Genomic DNA, 16457 nt, shown 5'->3' on the forward strand with positions numbered 1-16457 from the left:
CGGCACCGGGCGGCCCCACCACCACCACCACCACCCCGAGGAAGGACAGCCCGATGGGGGAGATCGACGAGGGCCTGGAGCGCGCCGAGCGCACCCGCCCCATCCCGGTGCACCTGAACACCCGCGTGCGGTTCCTGTGGGAGAAGGTCGCCAAGAACGACACCAAACTGCTTGCCCAGGCCGCCGGCGTCTCCGTGCGCACCGCCCAGCGCTGGGCCCACGCCCTGACCGCCCTCGCCGAGGGCGAGCTGACCGGCGACATCCCCATGACGAAGGCCAACGCCGCGAAGATCGAGAAAGCGGTCCGGGCGGCCTGGCAGCCGCGGGTCAGGCAGCGGGTGCGCCGCGACGCCGAGACGAAGGGGTTCATGCTCCACATCCAGGCGACCTTCGGCTACTCGGCGGCCGGCGGCTCGACCGACGACCCGCGCGAGCGCATGATCACGCAGAAGATGCCCGGCTCCGTCGCCCAGCGCCTCTACGAGGCCCGCGACGCCGGAGCGACCCAGGCCCAGCAGGAAGCGATCCTCGCCGAGGCCCTGCGCGACGAATACTTCAAGGACGGCGGCCGCCGCGGCCGCGGCCTCGACGTCGAGCTCAACGACATCGCCTGGATGGACCTGGAGGGGCTGTAGTCCTGCTTCCGGCACCGGCACCGGCACCGGCGAAGGCCGACCGACCGGTGCCTCCCCGACTTCCTGGAGGCTGCGTTGACTTCGCCGTACCTGGTCGACGGTCAGCGCGTGTACGCGCCCGCCATCGGCGGCCGCACCGCCGTGCTGCACCTGGCCGTCCTGATCGGCCGCAGCAGCGCGCCGTGGGCCGGCTGCGGCCGGGCGAACCGCCTGGCCGAGGACGGGCTGCTCTTCGCCGACGAGGTCGGCACCGCCCGGCTCTGCGCCGCGACCGGCTGCACCGGCCAGCCTTGGAACCGGGGCCGCGGCGCCCGCCCGGCACCCCGCTGACCACCCCGCGGCGACCCCGTGTCGCCGAAATACCGGCTCCGGCCGCCCCGAAAGGGGCGGCCGGAGCTTTTATGTATCGGCCGCCCGAATTTCCGGAATTCGAATGGAGGAAATTCCTGAAACGAGCAGCACACCCCCGGTGACGGCGAGCAGTCGTTCCTGGTCCGTGTACACCGCGACCAGAACGGCGTCCCGGCCGTCCTGGCCCGGTGCCGTCACCACCCGCCACGCGGCATCGCCGTGGTCCAGGACGAGCGGGCACCGCGCGCGGCACCCGGCACGGGCCCGGCGCCAGCCAGCGGGCTGTGCACCGTACTGGCCGATCTCGCAGGCCAGCCGGACGCCGAGCGCGGCGCGAAGGCCAGCCGGTCCGGACCTGAAGAAGAAGGAATCGACTTCCAGGGCAAACGGCCAGGCCGCTCCGCCCAGTAACTGGCTTGCCGAGGTAAGGGCCCGTCCCCGCGGAGGGGTGGGCCCTTCCGCATGCCCCGACGAAGGAGACCACACTGCCGACACTGCACTACGCCCCCGCCGCCGCCCGCACCCTGCACTGCCTGGAACGCCGCCGCACCGGTGCGGCGAAGCTGCGCCGGGTCCGGCGCGCGCTCGACCAACTCGCCGCCGACCCGCGCCACCCCGGCCTGCGCACCCACCGCTACCACGCCCTGCCCGGCCACGTCGGACGGCGGGTCTTCGACTCCTACGTGGAGACCGGCGCTGACGCCTGGCGGATCTACTGGACCTGGGGCGAGGACGCTGGCGCCGGCCACCGTGGGGCCGGCGGCCAGGACAACGGCGCGGTGCTCACGGTGCTGCTGATCGGCCCGCACCGCTGACCGGCCGAGTCTGCCGCTGGGTCCGCTATGGTCGAGTTGGGGTAAGTGGGATTTACCCACTTGCCCGGAGTGGGTACTGTGGGTTCTACCGACAACGAACCGACCCCCTTTAGCTCTACGCCCAGGGGGCCCACCAGGGAGCCAGGGCTTTATGACGATCATGCAGAGTGAGGAGTTCGAGACAGTCGCCGAGACCGAAGTCGACAGCCGCGGCCGGGTGTCCCTCGGCCGGGCCGGCGCCAAGCCGGGCCGCCGCTACCGGGTCGAGTCCAACCCGGACGGAGTCCTGCTGCTGACCCCCGTCGTCTCCATCCCGGAGCGCGAGATGCAGGTGTGGACCGACCCGCTGCTCGCCGAACGCATCCGCGCCGGCATCGAGCAGGCGCAGCGCGGCGAGACCGTCGATCTCGGCGACTTCTCGAAGTACCTCGACCACGAAGACGGTGAGGAATAGAGCACGGTGCACGTTCTGCGGTTCACCGAAGACGCCGCCGAGACGCTGCGGCGCCTGGCGGCGGGCGCCAAGGCCGACCCGGTCAAGCTGAGGAAGGTCCGCAAGGCCCTCGCCCTGCTCCAGGCTGACCCGCGCTACCCCGGCCTGCACTCCCACCAGTACGAGGCCTTCCCCGGGCACACCGCGGAGAAGGTCTGGGACTCCTACGTGGAGAACCACAACGCGTCCGCCTGGCGGATCTACTGGATGTACGGGCCGGACGAGAAGACCGACCAGGGCGAGCCGGTCTCGGTCATCACGGTGCTGGTGATCGGCCCGCACCAGTAGGTGCTGCCCGACCGGACCGATGCGCCGGCCGAGGTCGGGTGCGAGCCGGCGGCGGACCGCATGATCGCCGTCGGCCGCCGTCGACACGCTCGGTGGCGGCCGCCAGGTCCAGTAGCCGGGCTGACCCTGCGGTCTTGTCCGGTGGGGCTTCCTGCCCCGTAGGCTCCTTTCCTGTGCCTGATGACATCCTTGTTCCCGACGACCTGATCGCTCTGCAGCTGGCGGCCCGGGCCGCGCAGCGCGCGGTCGAGGAGTTCACCGCCGAGATCGCGGCGGAGGCCCGTACAAGATTCCCTGCTCCGGAGCAGTGGCTGGAGCGGCTGTGCTGGCCGGCAGATCCGCCGGCGGGTGGTTTGCAGGACGGGCCCGCCGCTTCGTTCTGGCCGCCGGAGCTCACCGAGCGGCTGCGGCAGCTGCGGGAGGACGCCGGCACCGCCTGGACGAAGGCGGGTGAGCATCCGGCCTTCGGCGAGGCCAGGGCCGCCGGCCGGTACCCGAAGTTCCTGACCGCGCTGCACAAGCGCCTCGGCGAGGCCGAAGCGGCGACCGCCTGAGCGGCGGCCCACCCGACCGCAGCTGCCTCGCCCAAGTCCCGCCGCGCCGGGACACCTGGACCGAGATGGCATGTCCGCAGCCGAAAAAACCCAGGTCAAAGCCCTGGCCACCCGCCGACCGGCGGGTCTAGCATTCCCGCCACGGCGGCCCCACCACAGCACCATCGGGCCGCCGAGCAGAGCAGCCGCGCCACGCCACCCCGGCGCTGCTGGCCTCCCACCGGCCGGGCCCCGCGGACCATCCCCTGTCTCCCCGGGACCCGGCCGCGCTGCGCCCCGCGCCCGCCCGGGCGGGCGTTCGCAGCGGAATCCGGTCGCCGGGCAGCGGGCCGGGCCTCTACGCTGCCGCTCACCGATCCGCGGACCAGGGGGGAAGATGACGACCGACACCGCCGGCGCCGAGCAGCGGCCGTGGCTGCGCACCGAGCACGGCGCCACCATCGGGCACACCGAGGCGTGGTGCTGGGGGCGCACCGTGCGGCTGCAGCTGCGCAGGATCCTGCACGAGGACGACGGCGAGAGCGGCATCATCGACGCCCGCCAGCTGGTGATGGCGCTGCGGATGGTCCTGCGCGGCGCCCAGATGAGCCGCAAGCACCTGACCACCGCCGAGGGCCGGGCGATCCTCGACGAGGGCCTGGCCGCGTTCACCGCCGCCGTTCCCGGCGGCAAGGAGGCCCGGGACGTCATCGAGCACTTCGACGAGTACACCCAAGGCACGGGCCGGCTCCAGCAGCCCGTCCGCCCCCGGCTGCGGGTGCCCGATGAGGAGCAGGCCCAGCACTTCAGCATCGACTTCCGCCGGGACAGCGGCGACCACGGCCGGCAGCGCCCCGTCCTGGTCGTCGGCCCCTACCCGATCGACCTGATCACCGCGGCCGACGCCGCCGAGCGCCTCGAATGCGACATCTACGAAGCGCTGCTCGCCGACGAGGGAAGGCCGATACCGCGCGGCTGGGCCTACGACGTCCGAACCGTCCCGGCACCCTGACCGCCCCGCGGCCGGGACCGGCGGCTGTGCCCGACGCCCCGCGGTGCTCACCGTTGCCCGCTGTGCCGGGCGAGGAAGTTGCGGGCCTGGCGGGCGCGGTAGTCGTCCTCGACGGCGCGCCAGTCGCCGGTGATGACGTACCGGCGGCAGGCCAGGAACAGCTCCGGGTCCTCCCCGACATCGTCGGCGTAGACCGCGAAGACGGTCAGGGCGCTGCGGTCGGAGAGGTGCGCGGGCGCGAGGCGCAGGGCGATCTCCCCCAGTGCCCGGTCGCTGCGCTGCTGCTCGGCGGCCAGGGTCCGGCCGGTGGTGACGTGGCGCCGCCATGCCTCGGTGTCGTACCCGTCCGGCCCGCCGGCGACGGCGAGCTCGGCGATCGGCACATCGGACCGCTCGCGCAGTTCGGCGACGGCCCCGGCGACGACCTCGCCGACCCGGCCGGGCTCCAGCGGCGCGCTGCCGACCTCGGCCTGGGCTTCGACCAGGCGCTCGGCGATCAGGTCGGTGAGCTCCGCCAGCCGGCCTTTGAGGTCGACGACCGCCCGCACCGGCAGCACCAGGCCGGTGTCCCACGCGTGGGACAGCTCGGGGCCCGTCTGGCGGGCGACGACGTCCTCGATCGCCTCGGCCGCGGCCGCCAGGTCGAGCAGCCGGTAGGCGGTCGAGCGGCTCACCCCGAACTCGGCGCCCGCGTACGCGGCCCAGCCGCTGTACCCAAGTGCGGTCCACACCCGCGCCCGGTGCGCGGCGCGCACCCGCGCGGCCAGGACCAGGACGGCGGAGCGGACCTCCTCGATCGCATCCCGCAGCTCCCCGGTCAGCCGCCGGGCCTCGGCCTGCGAGACCGGGCCGACCTCCTGGTGCTGGTCGCGCGCGCCCATACCCGACCCCTTCCCCGGGCCGGGCGCCGGAACCCGGCCGCGGACGGTCAGACCGCCGGCTCCTGCGCGGTGTCCGGCCGGGCGGCCTTCTTCAGCTTCATGAGGGCCTCGTGCCGGTTGCCGGTCTTGGCCCAGTGCGGGTGGGCGTGCAGTTCGGCGCCGATCTCGGTGAGCGCGAAGCGGTTCTCCTCGGTCGGGTCGGCGCTCCAGGCGGTCTCGGCGGCGTACCAGCGGCGCTGGAGGGCGAGCAGGTCTTCGGGAAAACCGGAGGAGTCGGACATGCGGCCATCGTAGGTCGCACGCCCGTGCGACCGGCGGCGCCGTGCCCGCGTCGGCGGGGTGATGTCGACCGGAACGGCCCCCAGGCCGCGGCGCGGGCCGATAGCGTCGCCAGCAGCGGGCCGGCCCCGGCCGCCCGGGGGGCTGGGACAGGCTTGGGACACCCCTGTCCCAGTACTGTCCCACCGCGCCTGCTATGTCCGGTTTGCTGGGACAGTCCCAGGCCATTTTCCCAGGCCACAGCGAATCGCGCCCGGACCTGAGACATCGAAGAGCGAAGGAGTCCGGTGACCGACCAGCAGACCACCCACGGGAGCCATCTCGCCGAAGCCGTGACCGCGCTGCTGGCGTGCCACGACCAGCTCGGCGACGAGGCGCTGTCCCTGCTGGCGGCCGAGAAGGAGGACACGCCCGAGGGACGCCGGGCCCGGAAGGCGCGCACCGCCCTGCGCGAGGCCGCCGACACGCTGCTGACCGCCGTCCAGACCCTGGCCGCCGTCCACGGAAGCATGGCCCTTGGCATCGACGGCGCGGTCAGCCACACCGCCGACGGCACTCCCGTCACCCTGCTCCCCCAGCTCAGCACCCAGCAGACCCTCCTCCTGGATGCCTGGGAGAGCGTGCAGGACGCGGTCGACCACCTCGACACCAAGACCTTCCCCGCCACCAAGAAGAACCCCGCCCCGGCCCGCGAGCCGGCCCGCACCAGCGGCGCGCTGCTGCGCCTGCGCGGCGGCGTCCTCGCGATCGGCCGCGAGCTGGACGCGCGAGGCCTTGGCGACGACGCCGCCGAGTGCCGGGACAGCGCGCAGCAGCTGGAGCAGTTGGAGGCACGCGTCTGCCCGCGGCCCGACCGCACCGGCCCGGCCGTCGCCGAGGCCGGCGTTCTTCAGGGCGCCGGGCGCTGAACCGGCGGGTGGGGGGCGGCGGCGCGGCCTGCCGACCACCGGCCACTGGGTGTCCGCCATGCCCCCGCCCGGTGAGACGGACGACAGTCAACTCCGGTACCGGCACACCAGCACCTCCTTCTGCGCCCAGGTCGCCTCGACCGCTGGCTGACCGCCCGGGCAGGTTGTCCGCGACCAGCCATGCCTCCGGACCGACCCAGGGTTTCGGTGTCACTCCCCGGTCGCCGGAGGCAGTACCACCTGAACGGCCCACGGCCGGATCCGGGGTCGCTACCGTCGACGCCACAAGGGCTCGGCCCAGTACCAAGGGGTCGACACGGAGAGGGGACGGTTGAGGATGGGCGCCCAGCCCGCTGAACACGGACACGAGAGGGACCGTCCGGGCCCGCCGTCGATGGAAACGGTGCAGGAACTGCGCGCCGCGCTGCGTGCTGGCCACGGCGGGTCTGGGGGTTCGGAGGCGAGAGCAGCAGCGGGGGACGACCCCAGGAAGAGGGCGGACAGGCACGGACGGATGCCCAGGCCCGTCGGCCGTCGGCTGGGGCCCGGTGACCGCCCGGGCTACCCCGTGTTCGTACTTGTTTTCGGCGTTGTGGCTGCTGGCGTGTTAGGTGTTGGCACATCGGACGGGGACAAGAGGGTGCCGTGGTGGGGCCTGCCAGTGGCCGGTGGGCTGACCGCCCTTGCGGTTTCTACGCTCGTCCTGGCTCTCTCCTGGGAGCGGCGTGCTGCCAGGGAACAAGCTGCCATGGAGCGCGAGGCCCTGGAGACGGCTGCTGAACGGCTGCGCGAGAAGATGGAGCTGGCCAGCCTGGTCAACTTCAACCGTGTTCTGCTGGACCGGTACCACGGGATCGCCACCGAGCAGGCCACGAAGGCCTACCGCAGCAGCCAGGTGGCCATGGCCGTGGGCCTGGCGATCCTGGTGGCCGCGGTGCTGGCCGGCTGGAACTTCCAGGGCTCTGCCGACCGGATCTTCGTGGGCTCGGCGGCCGCGATTGGTACTGCCTTCGCGGCCTACCTCAGCCGTACCTACATGCAGACCTACGAGCGCGCCTTGCAGCAGCTGAACCAGTTCTTCAACCAGCCCGTGCTGAACGGGTACTTCCTGACCGCGGAGCGGATGTCCGAGCAGCTGCCGGCCGAGCGACGCGCCGCCGTAATGGAACGCATCATCGCTGACGTCCTGGAGAGCGGGAAGGAGATGCACTTCGCCTCCACCACCGCCGTCCCTGCGCCCCGCCGCACCGCGAGGCGGGCCTAGGGCGGCCCGCCCCGAGGGAGCCGACTCCGGGCCCATCGACGGCCTCGTGCGGCCTATCCGCCCGCCTCCACCGGGCCGACCACCCCGACTACCGATCCCATGACCCTGCTGAGGTAGGACTGCCGATGAACTACTTCTCCCCGCCGACCGCCGGCGCCGAGCCGCTGCCGCACGTCCAGTACGCCCATGCCGTCCACCAGGCCCTGGTCGCCGCCAACGCCGAACCTGTCGAGTGGTACATCGCGGAGGACACCCGCGGGCTGCGGGCTGACTACTACTTCCGCCCCTACCAGCCCGTGCCCCGGCCCGACGGCACCGTGCCGCTCACCCCCGACCTGGAGCACTGGCAGTACGGACTCCAGCTGTCCTGGACCGAGCGCGGCTGGGGCTATCTGCCGCTCGACGAGCAGAGCGACCCGCTGGGGGACGACGAGGACGCCGAGCCGCTGCCGGTGCTGGCCCTCGCCGACCCGGACACCCTGGCCGCGGTGCTGGTGCTGCTGCTGGCCGGCGCCTTCGACGAGGTCGGCTCGGCCACCGCCGAGTGGCGGCACGCGCCCGCCCAGCGCACCGCCGTCCTGGAGCACGCCCGCCGGACGGGGCGTGCGTGACCGAGCTCGCGGTCCGGGCGGCTGGCACCCCGGTGGCTGCCGTCCCGCCGTAGGGGCGCTGGCGCAGCTCGGTCGAGGGGATCTTCGGCGCCGCCGGGCGGCCGAGCGGAGCGGCGCCGCGTTCCGGGGCGGCACCCACTGGCGACGCCGCTCGGAAGCCGCCCCGGCTGGCTCCCCGGCCCCAGCCGAGCCGTGCCCGCGGCGGCGGGCAAGTGGTGAGCCTTCCGCTCAAGGGGACCCGCCCCGCAGGACTCGATCCCAGCGGCGGGCTTCGGTGCGTGCCCGGCAAGCCCCTTCGGCGAGTCGGACAAGTTCAGCGAGTACCTCCCGGTCGTCGATGCGGTAGACGCGGGACAGCATCCAGCTCAGGCTTTCCAGGATCTCAGGGCCGGGAAGGCTTGCTCCGCTGGCGTACCGCCTCAGCCAGGCCTCGGATCCGACGGAGCCCAGGTCCACACCTCGCCGCTCCAGGGTGTCGAGGTAGGCGGCGAAGCGGAGGGCGAAGTCAACCTGCTCCGGGACCGGCGGCACCCGCACACGAGGCGCCCGAGCTCGGGGGACGGCGCGCCGCCGTTCCGCGATCGCGCCCCTCAGCTGCTCCAGCTGTATCTGGGCAGAACGGAGTGCACCGGGGCTCCAGGAGCTGAGGGGGCCTACCCGGTCCAGCAGGCAGGCGAGGAATTCTGTTTTGGGCAGGGTCCCACCGAGGGCCCGGTAGATGGTCGAACGCGGGAGCCGCACGCGCTCAGCGAGCTCCGCGACCGGGAGCCCGGTACTCGCCACCACCTCGCGGAGCAGACGGACGAAGGCGACCATCCTCGGGTCGTCGGTCTGGAGGGGCTTCCGGCGCGCGGGCATGCCGACAGGCTAGATACCGGCGACTGTCTGGCCCATCGTCACAGGTCAGCGCGCTCCACGGAGCTGATGTCCCATGACAAAAAATTTCCGGGTACCCGTCCGCTAACGTTGAACCGACGGCATGGGTCGTCGCCGAAAAAGGCGACGGCCCCCTGCGCCAACAGGGAGCCGTCATCGTCATGTCCGACAGTGCCTCACAAGGGAGCAACCATCAGCACCTACTCCGAGACTACGGGGAAAACCATCACGAAGGAAGCCGACAGCTGCGGCACCCGGCGGCGACGTGCGCGGATGCTGCGCGCCATCCGTCGAACGGCCGTCCTCGGGCTTGTCCGTGGAGCCGCCACCGCGGCGGGCACCGCCCTCATCGGCGCCATCGTCCTACTCATCCAGAGGTGACCGGTTCGGGTGCGCCCGCGACACCCGGGCGCACCCGTATCCGGCTTCCCAAGCGGCTCAAACCGTCTGCGACGGGTACGCCGAGCGTTCGACAGGGTCTCCGCCGACCCGGCCACCGGTCCTGACCGGCCACGAGGGGAAGGCCGCCTGGACGTCATCGTTGACCAGGGCGAGGCCACCGGGCCGCCGGCCAGCGCAGCCACAACTGCGAGCCGCGCTGCGGGCCGGCTACGGCTACCCCGGCGACGCCGAGCGCCCGGACGCCGAACTCGCCGAGCAGCTGCTGCGCCGCGTGCCGGTCGACCGACTCGACCAAGTCGACTAGGTCCCCGCCGTCGTGGACCTGGTCGCGGTCGCCGAGATCGTCGCCGCCTACGGCGGCCGCGTGCTGCTCGCCGTCGACCCGGAGACATCCGACGCGGCGCCCCGCCTCCGACGCTTTGGCGAGCACCTCGTTCACCGCCTGCTGCTCCCGCTGCTCCTGGTCCTCGTTCTCGGCGGCGGGCTCGGCGGCCACCGGCGTACGGCCGGGGAGTTTTGCCCCGCCGAATGCCCCACCGCAGGTCACGGCAACGGCCCGCCCCCAACCGAGGGAGCGGGCCGTCAGCGGTCCGGGCGCGCTATGCCGCGGCGCGCCGTCCGGCGGCGACGGCCCGGTCGAGGTGGTGGGCGAGTTCGGGCAGTTGCCCGATCGGGTCGCTGTCGACGGTGATGGTGCGGGGCATCGCCAAGGCGATCGCGCCCACCGCCGCCAGGGCGAGGCCCTCGTCGGTGGTCAGGCTGTTCTCGTGGACCAGCACCAGCCCGCTGAGCACGAAGACGAGGTCCTCGTCCACACCGCCGTCCTCATCGTCCTCGGGGTCCAGGTCCCGGCCGCAAGCGAGCACCGCGGCCGCGTACTCGGCCAGGCGCCGACTGCCAGTACGGGCGGCAAGCCCCTCCACCCACGCCGCCGCCCGCCCGGCCGCGGCCGCCGCGATCCCCACCGCGGCCGCGACCTGCGCCCGGTACTGCGCCTCGACCCGCTCGGCCTCGGCCGCCTCCGCCGCGTCCTGCTGCGCCCGGGCGGCGCGGGCGGCCTCGAAGGCGGCCCGCTCGGCGGCGAAGACCGACACCGCGCCACCACCGCCAACGTGTTCGTCGCGGTGGTGCTGGCCGCCGGGCAGGGGAGTCAGGTTCGTCATGACCGGTGAACTCACCAGCGCCATCAAGGTCACGCCCGGCCGGTGAGTTTCGCCCCGCCAAGGTGGTGCTCTCGCCCCGTCGAGGTTTTCAGGGGCAACGGGTTTACTGAGGGGGCGTCAGGTCAGAGCATCCAGAAATATTTGGGGCATGAGTACTCAGCATCGACCGCCCGTCACTTCGCCGGCCCCGGACGAGCCAGGCCCGCCCGAACCGCCCTTTCTGTCGCTGCACACAACGGTGGTCCTGCTCGCCGCGCTCGTCATCGGCCTCATCATCGGAGGGCTGACAGCACTCACCGGCGCTCCCATAGCCGCGGCTCCCATCGCCGGGTTGATGAGCGCGGGCGGCAGCATTCCTGTCCTGCGGAGTCTCATCCGGTGACCTGAAAGGCGGGCGGCCTGCGCTCACGTCAGCGGCCGGGCCAGCGAGTTTCGCCCCGCCCGGCCGATGAGTTCCGCCTCGTCGAACTCCTCGCCACCACTACGCGGGTAGTAGCGCCAGGCCATGCTGCACCTGCTGCAGCTTCGTGCCGAAGCGCAACAGACCCCTTGCCCCGCCGAGCTGGCTCCGGGGTTTCGCCCCGCCGCCGGGCGTGGGGCGAAACCTGGACGGGCCGCCGGCCCCGGCGGCTACGATCCCGGCTATGGACAGCGCCCCGCCGACCGCCACCGACCAGCCGGCCGAAGGGGCAGACCAGGCCCGGGTATGTGCGCGGCCCGGCTGCTCTAACCCGGCGCTCAAGGGCCCCACCGGGCGGCCGCGCACCTACTGCTCGCGGTCCTGCCGCAGCAAGGTCGACCGCGCCAAGGCCAAGGCCCGCGACGAAGCAGCACAAGCAGCAGCAGACGCCGCCGCACCCGCCCCGGCCGCTGCACCACCCAATGCAGCACCTGCTGCACTCGCTGCCCCGGCGGCCGCCGTCGGGGCCGACGACGTCCTGGCCCGCTGGGGAGAGGACGGCCGACACCTCCTCGACACCGCCGACGCGCTGCGCCGCCGGCTGACGCGCTTCCTGGAGGAGACCGCCGCTGGCGATCCGGCCGCCGCGTTCGCGGAGCTGGCCAAGGTCCTGCCCGTCTACGGCACCCGCGCCTACATGGCCGCGCAGGACATCCGGGACAAGGCCCGCTGGCCGCACCTGAACGAGCACGAGCGCCTCATGGCCCGCTCGTGCGAGCGGACCGACCGCTGGGACCACGACAAGGACCCGGACGACGCCGCCGTCCCGGACGACGCCGCCGTCCCGGAGGAGACAAACGCCCCGCGAGGCGAAACCCCGACCATCCCCGCCCCCGTCCCGGTCGAGCAGCCGCCCGCCCCCGCCTCCGCTCCTGAGCCGGACGCCGGCCCGGTTCCGGCCCAGAGGTCGGCGGCCGCCACGGCCGAGCAGGCCCGGCGGGAGGCCTGCACCAACCCCGAGCGCCGCTTCGACTTCCCCGACCTCCTCGACGACCTGGAGCCCACCTTCGGCCCCGGCTGGGAACTCGGCTCCTGGCTCACCCCCGACGCCCAAGGCGTCCTCCAGCTGCGCCTCGACAGCACGCCGATCGGCTGGACCGCGCCCCTGCCCGACGGGCCGTGGGGACAGGCCGGCTGGATCGCCTGCCTCTACCAACCGGACGGCGCCCGGCTCCTCGTCGACACCTCGTCCCGGCCCAGGACCCTCCCCACCGCGGACCTGGCGCTCGACGCCATCCTGCGCGCCCACCAGACCAGGGCGGCCTCCGCCCGCTGACCCGGCCTCACCAGGGCGCGGGGCCGCCGTGGTGGTGCCGGGCAACGGCTTCCAGCAGGGCCTGCCGCGCGCCCCACAGCCGGCCCTGCTCGGCGGCCAGGGCGTCGGCCGCCCACACCGGCATCGGTCGCCCGAGCGCCGCCTCGTCCAGTGCCTTCGCCAGCGCGGTGTCGGCCTGTTTCCAGTCCTCCAGCTGCCGGACCAGGCCCCGCACGAAGACGTCGACGGCCCCGGCCGGGTCCCGCCCGTCCTGGCGGGCCTCCTGGGCGACCTCGCCGAGGACGTCCTCGTCCAGGTCCTCGAACACGGCCTCCCACCGCGCGGCCACCAGCCGCTGATGGCCGGCCAGCACGCTCTGCAGCCCGTCGTCGACCGACTCCTGCGACCAGGGAAGCGGGGACCGCGGCGCCCGGCCCACGACGGCGAAGGCCCGGCCGGCGACGCCCGGCCCCAACCCGGCGCCGCGCCGAGGGCGGGGAGAGGAAGTGCTGCTCGTGCTGCTCACCCTCGCTCCAACGCGGCCGGGCCCCCGTTCGTCACCCCGCACCGCAGACCCGGGCGGTGCGAGGCCGGCCGACCCGGCGCGCGCGGCCTGCCCGGGGTACGGTTCTGATCAGAGCCTGAGCCGCCGTCACGGCGCGCGTACAGGCCCGGCGAGGCGAAAGAGGCCGCTGGAGTTCCCCGGGTGTATCCCCGGGGCCGTCCCAGGGCGATGCCCCGGGGGGAAGCATCCGCCGACCTTTCGACATTTCCCCAGCTCAGCCCCAACATTCGAGCCGCCCAGGGATGCCGACAACCCTCTCCCTTCCCTTCTTTGAGCTGTTGGTGGTTGGAGGTGCAGTTGGGTAGGGCGGGCTCGGGTTCACCGCCAGGTCCAGCGCTGCCCTACCCGCTCCATCGCCGCTGGGGCCCTCCCCCCTTCCCGGCCGGGGAGGCCGGGCGCCTCCCGATGGTCGGCGCGCGGTGAGGCGGGCGGCGGCGGGCGGGGCGGGCCCGGTGTCGGTGGTGTGCGGTACAGCAGAGAAGATCACCACCACGAACACCAGGGGGCAGGGCATGGACCACGACCAGGACGACGACCACGGCGGCCAGGGCGAGCGGCACGGCGACGAACAGCCGGCCCGGCCGGGCCGGGCGCACTTCCGCCGCTCCGCCCGCAACCCCAACGGCAGCACGGCCCCGCTGCGCGCCGACGTCCTCGCGGCGCTGGGCGTGCTGAAGATCGCCACCTACAAGCAGCTGCACGCCCTGATCGCCGCCGACGAGTACCGCGACCACCACCGCGTGGAGCACGTGGCCGAAGCGGTCCGGGACCTGGAGAAGCACAAACTGGTCGACGTCCGCGGCACCACCTCGCCGCCGGGCCGCCGCCCCGCCCCCAAGACCGCCCCGCTCACCGGAGAAGCTGAGGGAGCCGGAGGAGGCGAGGGGACCGCGAAGCCGAAACCGGGCGGGCCCGGCGCGGAGAAGATCGTCGGCCTCACCCCGCTCGGCCTGGCCGCCGCCGCCGAAGCCCTCGGCGACGACCGCGACATGGGCGGCCACGCCCGCGGCGCCGGCCTCACCGGAGCCCCGCACGCCATGCTCGTCAACGAGCTCATCATCACCGCCGTCACCGGCACCACCACCCACGGCGCCCCGCCCCGCACCGACAACCGCCAGGCACCCCCACGCCGCGCCCTGCCCACCGGCCCGCTGCCCGGCGGTATCGAGGCCTGGGCCACCGAGATGCCCCACACCATCACCGGCAAGGTCAACGTCATCCCCGACGCCGTCGTCCGCCTGCCCGAGCTCGGCATCCCGGTGGCCTTCCTGGAACTCGACCGGGGCACCATGACCGACATCCGCAAGGTCGCCGGCAAGCTCGACAACTACAAGCGGTACTTCGACCGCACCGTCCAGGACGGCGGCCAGGAGCGCCTGGAGGTCGAGGTCCGCTACAACGCCCCCGAGCCCGCCTACGGCTACCGGCATCACCGCGCCGTGCGCCCGCCGGTCCTGTTCGTCCTCGACCAGGGCACCAGGGGCAGCCGCCCCCGCTACAGCCCCGAGGCCCTGGAACAGCGCCTCGAAGACCTGCGCAACGCCACCAGCGAGCACTGGCAGGGCCAGGCGCACGAGGACGAAGGCGTCACCTACGCCACCTTCGACGGCAAGATCCCCGTGCTCGGCACCACCGTCGAGCGCCTGCGCGAACACGGCTGGCAAGGGCCCGCCTGGTGGCGCTTCGGCCGGCCCGGTCGGCACTCCCTCACCGACGCCCTCGACGACGAACCCGACTGGGACCTCATCGACCGGCGCCGCCAGGAACGCGAGGACCAGGAGAAAGCCGAGGAACGGCGGGCCAAGAAGGCCGAGCAGGACGCCGCCGACGCCAGGTACCGAGCCCGGCTGCTCGCCGCCCGCGCCCACAACGACGCCCTGCACCCGTGCCACACCTGCAAGGGCCGGCTGGGAGGCGCCCACGACTCCGAGGACGAGCTGGACGCGAACGCCGACCCGGACCGCCTGGAGTGCCCGTCCTGCGACCGCCGGCGCCGCACCGCCAAGGGGCGGCCGATCATCCTGGAGCTGCCCACCGCCCGCGCCCTCCGCCGCGCCGAGAAGAACAGCCCGCCCGAGGACGACCCCTGGTGGCAGGTACGCCTTCTCCACGCAAAACGCTGGCCGAAGCAGACTAGAAGCAACGGAGAAACCCCCTACAGCATGACTCAGATTCCGTATGGACGGTCGATTCCGTAGAGCGACAAGAACGGTGTGCTGAAATAATGTTCATTCTTTGGCCGCTATGTCGATTCCATATATAGCGACCGAAGCACTTTCTGTGGCGGAATTACCCGTCTCCAGCAGGGAAGCAGAAGCGCCCAGGAAGACCCATTCTCTGGAGAACGAGGGGCGCATACCCGGGACGGCTGGCCTCCTGGCAGCCTGCCCGGGCCCCCGGAGGCGCCTCTTTCGGGATGCCAGACGGTATACCTCTGGGTATCCTCGACGGTATGACGATGACGACCATAAAGGTGCAGGCCGGGGTGCGCGACGAGCTCGCGCGCCTGGCGGCCGACGACCTCGGCGGAGTCACGCTGAACGCCGCCCTGGAGCACCTGCTGACCGAGCACCGCAAGAACCAGATCCTGGCCGCCTACGCCCGCCTGGAAGCCGACCCGAAGGCGTGGGCCGACTACGAGGACGAGCTGACAGAGTGGGACGCCGTGGCTGGCGACGGCCGGGGCGGTGAGGCGTGAGCCGCAAGTCCGCCCCCTGGCAGGTCTGGATGGCCGACCTCTCCCCGGTCATCGGCTCAGAGCAGGCAGGCCGGCGCCCCTGCGTGGTCGTCTCCAGCCCCCTGTTCGCCTCCTTCCCCACCGCCATGGCCATCGTGGTCCCCCTCACCACCCAGGACCGCGGCCTGCCTCACCACGTCCCCGTCACCTCCTCCCGCTCCGGCCTCAACCGGCCCAGCTGGGCCCGCACCGACGACCTGCGCACCATCTCCGAGCAGCGCCTCATCGGCAGCCGACCCCTGGGCACCGTCACCGACAAGGAAGCCGACGAGATCCGCACCTACCTGCGGCTGATGATCGACCTGTGACACCCCGCCCCGGGCCGCCAACGGTGCCGCCCGGGGCCACCCCTCAGCCCGGAAACCCACACCCGCCAAACGACAGGAACCCCCGACAGTCGAATTCTGAAACACCCCCGGGAATCACTCGAAGCGCGAAAAGAAGTCCACGCAAAGAACCCGGCTGCTGCAATAGCGACAGGAATTCTGGCTGCCTGACAAAAGGCCGGAAAGCGCTAAAATCGGCCAGTCCACACCCGCCGCACGGCAGGATTCCCTGACAGAGTAGAACTGATACACTCCTGATGGATGGTCACCCGGCAACCCTCCCGGCCCCACTGTCCGCCCACGTCGAAACCCAGCCCAGGCCACGGCCTAGACCAATCTGGAAGGAGTGAAGACGACCCGCACACGCCCCCGGCACGCCACCTCTCCCCCAGTCAGCCCATTGTGAGCTCAGTCAAAAGCCTAGCTCAACGATGTGTCCCGCCTCAGCTCACCGGCATCATGGAGCGAAGCGGAGTGATGCCGAGGCCCGGGCGGAGCCGGGCCGACCTGACCGAAGGTCAGGTCACGGACACGCGGAGCGGGTCCGCCGGCCGTCCGAAGGACGGCCGCGAACGGAGGGCCGAAGGCCCGTAGGGACCCAGC

General features: G+C 72.9%; 21 protein-coding genes. 15 read left to right on the plus strand and 6 right to left on the minus strand.

The annotated features are described in order from the left end of the window. Nucleotides 1-53: 53 nt before the first annotated feature. The 7 genes from tpg to ACFVXH_RS40180 all read left to right on the plus strand — a co-directional run bounded on the left by tpg (nucleotide 54) and on the right by ACFVXH_RS40180 (nucleotide 4127). The gene (gene tpg / locus ACFVXH_RS40150) at nucleotides 54-635 is read left to right on the plus strand and encodes a telomere-protecting terminal protein Tpg (RefSeq protein WP_387831132.1); all 582 of its coding nucleotides are present in this window, start codon (nucleotides 54-56) and stop codon (nucleotides 633-635) included. A 75-nt stretch (nucleotides 636-710) separates the two neighbouring features. Then, a complete protein-coding gene (locus tag ACFVXH_RS40155; RefSeq protein WP_049653490.1) occupies nucleotides 711-965 on the plus strand; it encodes a hypothetical protein in 255 nt (84 codons plus the stop codon). 704 nt (nucleotides 966-1669) lie between these two features. Next, complete coding sequence (locus ACFVXH_RS40160) at nucleotides 1670-1801, plus strand: hypothetical protein (RefSeq protein WP_387831133.1); 132 nt, start codon at nucleotides 1670-1672, stop codon at nucleotides 1799-1801. Between the two features lie 151 nt (nucleotides 1802-1952). After that, entirely contained in the window at nucleotides 1953-2255 is a 303-nt protein-coding gene (locus tag ACFVXH_RS40165; RefSeq protein ID WP_387831134.1) for a hypothetical protein, read from the plus strand. Nucleotides 2256-2261: 6 nt separating this feature from the next. Further along, entirely contained in the window at nucleotides 2262-2582 is a 321-nt protein-coding gene (locus tag ACFVXH_RS40170) for a hypothetical protein (RefSeq protein ID WP_387831135.1), read from the plus strand. Nucleotides 2583-2755: 173 nt separating this feature from the next. Next, nucleotides 2756-3136 (plus strand): hypothetical protein, encoded by a 381-nt coding sequence (locus ACFVXH_RS40175; RefSeq protein WP_387831136.1) that lies wholly within the window; start codon nucleotides 2756-2758, stop codon nucleotides 3134-3136. Between the two features lie 376 nt (nucleotides 3137-3512). Beyond that, nucleotides 3513-4127, plus strand: coding sequence for a hypothetical protein (locus ACFVXH_RS40180; RefSeq protein ID WP_387831137.1), 615 nt, complete (start codon nucleotides 3513-3515; stop codon nucleotides 4125-4127). 47 nt (nucleotides 4128-4174) lie between these two features. Here ACFVXH_RS40180 and ACFVXH_RS40185 read toward each other — a convergent pair whose 3' ends face one another. Both ACFVXH_RS40185 and ACFVXH_RS40190 read right to left on the minus strand, forming a co-directional pair. Continuing rightward, nucleotides 4175-5008, minus strand: a complete 834-nt coding sequence (locus ACFVXH_RS40185) for a hypothetical protein (RefSeq protein WP_387831138.1) — start codon at nucleotides 5006-5008, stop codon at nucleotides 4175-4177. A gap of 47 nt (nucleotides 5009-5055) precedes the next feature. Then, on the minus strand, nucleotides 5056-5289 hold the full coding sequence (locus ACFVXH_RS40190; RefSeq protein ID WP_387831139.1) for a hypothetical protein: 234 nt from the start codon (nucleotides 5287-5289) through the stop codon (nucleotides 5056-5058). 285 nt (nucleotides 5290-5574) lie between these two features. Here ACFVXH_RS40190 and ACFVXH_RS40195 point away from each other — a divergent pair, with 285 nt between their 5' ends. The 3 genes from ACFVXH_RS40195 (at nucleotide 5575) to ACFVXH_RS40205 (ending at nucleotide 8070) form a co-directional block, all read left to right on the plus strand. Then, nucleotides 5575-6195, plus strand: a complete 621-nt coding sequence (locus ACFVXH_RS40195; RefSeq protein WP_387831140.1) for a hypothetical protein — start codon at nucleotides 5575-5577, stop codon at nucleotides 6193-6195. Between the two features lie 748 nt (nucleotides 6196-6943). Next, complete coding sequence (locus ACFVXH_RS40200) at nucleotides 6944-7459, plus strand: hypothetical protein (protein WP_387831141.1); 516 nt, start codon at nucleotides 6944-6946, stop codon at nucleotides 7457-7459. A 125-nt stretch (nucleotides 7460-7584) separates the two neighbouring features. Beyond that, the gene (locus ACFVXH_RS40205; RefSeq protein WP_387831142.1) at nucleotides 7585-8070 is read left to right on the plus strand and encodes a hypothetical protein; all 486 of its coding nucleotides are present in this window, start codon (nucleotides 7585-7587) and stop codon (nucleotides 8068-8070) included. A 228-nt stretch (nucleotides 8071-8298) separates the two neighbouring features. Here ACFVXH_RS40205 and ACFVXH_RS40210 read toward each other — a convergent pair whose 3' ends face one another. The 3 genes from ACFVXH_RS40210 to ACFVXH_RS40220 form a co-directional block, all read right to left on the minus strand. After that, a complete protein-coding gene (locus ACFVXH_RS40210; RefSeq protein WP_387831143.1) occupies nucleotides 8299-8928 on the minus strand; it encodes a hypothetical protein in 630 nt (209 codons plus the stop codon). Nucleotides 8929-9481: 553 nt separating this feature from the next. Further along, complete coding sequence (locus ACFVXH_RS40215) at nucleotides 9482-9844, minus strand: hypothetical protein (protein ID WP_387831144.1); 363 nt, start codon at nucleotides 9842-9844, stop codon at nucleotides 9482-9484. A 103-nt stretch (nucleotides 9845-9947) separates the two neighbouring features. Next, complete coding sequence (locus tag ACFVXH_RS40220) at nucleotides 9948-10511, minus strand: hypothetical protein (RefSeq protein ID WP_387831145.1); 564 nt, start codon at nucleotides 10509-10511, stop codon at nucleotides 9948-9950. Nucleotides 10512-10659: 148 nt separating this feature from the next. On the opposite strand from ACFVXH_RS40220, the gene ACFVXH_RS40225 reads away from it, so the two are divergent. Together ACFVXH_RS40225 and ACFVXH_RS40230 are read left to right on the plus strand one after the other, a co-directional pair. Beyond that, a complete protein-coding gene (locus tag ACFVXH_RS40225; RefSeq protein ID WP_387831146.1) occupies nucleotides 10660-10893 on the plus strand; it encodes a hypothetical protein in 234 nt (77 codons plus the stop codon). A 262-nt stretch (nucleotides 10894-11155) separates the two neighbouring features. Continuing rightward, the gene (locus ACFVXH_RS40230; protein WP_387831147.1) at nucleotides 11156-12247 is read left to right on the plus strand and encodes a hypothetical protein; all 1092 of its coding nucleotides are present in this window, start codon (nucleotides 11156-11158) and stop codon (nucleotides 12245-12247) included. A 7-nt stretch (nucleotides 12248-12254) separates the two neighbouring features. On the opposite strand, the gene ACFVXH_RS40235 is transcribed toward ACFVXH_RS40230, so the two are convergent. After that, a complete protein-coding gene (locus ACFVXH_RS40235) occupies nucleotides 12255-12752 on the minus strand; it encodes a hypothetical protein (RefSeq protein ID WP_387831148.1) in 498 nt (165 codons plus the stop codon). Nucleotides 12753-13303: 551 nt separating this feature from the next. Here ACFVXH_RS40235 and ACFVXH_RS40240 point away from each other — a divergent pair. The 3 genes from ACFVXH_RS40240 (at nucleotide 13304) to ACFVXH_RS40250 (ending at nucleotide 15836) form a co-directional block, all read left to right on the plus strand. Continuing rightward, a complete protein-coding gene (locus tag ACFVXH_RS40240) occupies nucleotides 13304-14989 on the plus strand; it encodes a hypothetical protein (RefSeq protein WP_387831149.1) in 1686 nt (561 codons plus the stop codon). A gap of 254 nt (nucleotides 14990-15243) precedes the next feature. Next, nucleotides 15244-15489, plus strand: a complete 246-nt coding sequence (locus ACFVXH_RS40245) for a hypothetical protein (RefSeq protein ID WP_387831150.1) — start codon at nucleotides 15244-15246, stop codon at nucleotides 15487-15489. Further along, complete coding sequence (locus ACFVXH_RS40250) at nucleotides 15486-15836, plus strand: type II toxin-antitoxin system PemK/MazF family toxin (protein ID WP_387831151.1); 351 nt, start codon at nucleotides 15486-15488, stop codon at nucleotides 15834-15836. The genes ACFVXH_RS40245 and ACFVXH_RS40250 overlap by 4 nt, the downstream gene beginning before the upstream one ends. Nucleotides 15837-16457: the final 621 nt, after the last annotated feature.

The organism is Kitasatospora sp. NPDC058184 (assembly GCF_042883725.1).
Lineage (GTDB): Bacteria > Actinomycetota > Actinomycetes > Streptomycetales > Streptomycetaceae > Kitasatospora.